The organism is Rhodococcus sp. (in: high G+C Gram-positive bacteria), assembly GCF_049591685.1.
In the GTDB taxonomy this organism is placed as follows: domain Bacteria; phylum Actinomycetota; class Actinomycetes; order Mycobacteriales; family Mycobacteriaceae; genus Rhodococcoides.
Window position 1 is genome coordinate 1 of the sequence record NZ_JBAWFH010000364.1, and the last position, 1,871, is coordinate 1,871.

Annotated in this window: 1 protein-coding gene; it reads left to right on the forward strand. The window is 61.7% G+C overall.

Annotated features, from left to right (window positions below; genetic code table 11):
* Positions 1 to 1,871, forward strand: a 1,871-nt coding sequence (gene secA, locus WBQ44_RS15180; RefSeq protein ID WP_495567502.1) for a preprotein translocase subunit SecA, incomplete at both ends; no start/stop codon positions are given.

The following is a 1,871-nucleotide window of genomic DNA, read 5'->3' on the forward strand; positions in this document are numbered from 1 at the left end:
GGCCCGTACCCCGCTGATCATTTCGGGCCCGGCGGACGGCGCTTCGAACTGGTACAGCGAGTTCGCCCGGCTTGCTCCGCTGATGGAGAAGGACGTCCACTACGAGGTCGACATCCGCAAGCGCACCATCGGCATGCACGAAGCCGGCGTCGAACTCGTCGAGGATCAACTCGGCATCGACAACCTGTACGAGGCCGCCAACTCCCCGTTGGTCAATTACCTCAACAACGCCATCAAGGCGAAAGAGCTGTACACCAAGGACAAGGACTACATCGTCCGTGACGGTGAGGTAATCATCGTCGACGAGTTCACCGGTCGAATCTTGGTGGGACGTCGGTACAACGAGGGCATGCACCAGGCCATCGAGGCCAAGGAGAAGGTGGAGATCAAGGCCGAGAACCAGACTCTCGCCACGATCACCCTGCAGAACTACTTCCGGTTGTACGACACCCTGTCCGGTATGACGGGTACCGCCCAGACCGAGGCCGCCGAGCTGCACCAGATCTACGGATTGGGCGTCATTCCCATCCCGACGAACCGTCCGATGGTTCGTGTCGACAACGGGGACCTCATCTACAAGACCGAGGAAGCGAAGTTCGACGCTGTCGTCGACGACGTGGTCGAGCGAAACGGCAAGGGACAGCCGGTCCTGATCGGTACCACCAGCGTCGAGCGTTCGGAATACCTGTCGAAGCAGTTCACCAAGCGCGGCGTGGTGCACAGCGTCCTCAACGCGAAGTTCCACGAGCAGGAGGCGACGATTGTCGCCGAGGCCGGTCGTCTCGGCGCCGTCACCGTCGCGACCAACATGGCAGGCCGCGGTACCGACGTCGTGCTGGGCGGTAACCCGGACATCCTCACCGACCTACAGCTACGCAAGCAGTCGCTCGATCCCGTCGAGAACCCCGATGAGTACCAGACAGCCTGGGAAGAGACCATCGAGACGGTCAAGAGCGAGGTCAAGGAAGAAGCGGAGAAGGTCCGTGACGCCGGCGGACTGTACGTGCTCGGTACCGAACGGCACGATTCGCGACGCATCGACAACCAGCTTCGCGGCCGGTCGGGTCGTCAGGGTGATCCCGGCGAATCGCGTTTCTACCTCTCCCTGGGTGACGAGTTGATGCGCCGCTTCAACGGTGGGGCGCTCGAATCCATCATGACGCGACTCAACCTGCCCGACGACGTGCCGATCGAGGCCAAGATGGTCTCGAAGGCCATCAAGAGTGCGCAGACGCAGGTCGAGCAGCAGAACTTCGAGATCCGCAAGAACGTCCTCAAGTACGACGAGGTCATGAACCAGCAGCGCACGGTCATCTACGAGGAGCGGCGTCGCATCCTCGAAGGGGCCGACATGGAGGGCCAGGTCGAAGGCATGATCACCGACGTGATCACCGCCTACGTCAACGGTGCCACGGCCGAGGGCTACGTCGAGGACTGGGATCTCGAACAGCTGTGGACTGCGCTGAAGACGCTCTACCCGGTCGGGATCGATCACCGGGAGCTCTCGCACGAGAACGAGCTGGGGGAGAAGAGCGACCTCTCCCGTGAAGAGTTGCTCGAAGCGCTTCTCACCGATGCGCGTGAGGCATATGCCAAGCGCGAGAAGGACATCGAAGCAATTGCGGGCGACAACGGAATGCGAGAACTCGAACGGCGAGTCCTGCTGTCCGTGCTCGATCGCAAGTGGCGTGAGCACCTCTACGAGATGGACTACCTCAAGGAAGGTATCGGCCTGCGCGCCATGGCGCAGCGCGATCCGCTCGTCGAGTACCAGCGCGAAGGCTACGACATGTTCCAGGGCATGCTCGAGGGTCTGAAGGAGGAATCCGTCGGATTCCTGTTCAATCTGCAGGTGGAGGCAACGCCGGCAC